1 protein-coding gene is annotated in these 340 nt (G+C 47.9%); it reads right to left on the minus strand.

All coding sequences use genetic code 11. The annotated features are described in order from the left end of the window. On the minus strand, positions 1–340 hold a 340-nt coding region (locus CWB98_RS23630), incomplete at both ends, for a LamG domain-containing protein (protein WP_138546989.1).

Genomic DNA, 340 nt, shown 5'->3' on the forward strand with positions numbered 1-340 from the left:
CTGGTTAGTATAAATAGTGGTTATTTGCTCAGTGGATAGCGCCCCTTCATAGACAAGCACTTCATCCAGCACACCATTGAGCTCATCGGCAAATGAGCCATTACTTCGCCACCATACTCCCAATGCCGTCCGCAGCACATTGAGACTACCCGAAGCAGCCTGACGGCAACCAAAGCTAACCCCGTTAATATATAAACAGATATCACGCCCCGAACGGGTCAAAGCAATGTGATTCCATGTGCCGCTGGTAATTAAAGGCGCTGGATTAGAGAAGGCATAATATTGCCCTTTAAAGCCAACTCGTACCTCGCCCCCTGAGCGTACATATAACTCAATCTCA

The sequence above is a fragment of the Pseudoalteromonas rubra genome, from assembly GCF_005887115.1.
GTDB lineage: Bacteria > Pseudomonadota > Gammaproteobacteria > Enterobacterales > Alteromonadaceae > Pseudoalteromonas > Pseudoalteromonas rubra_F.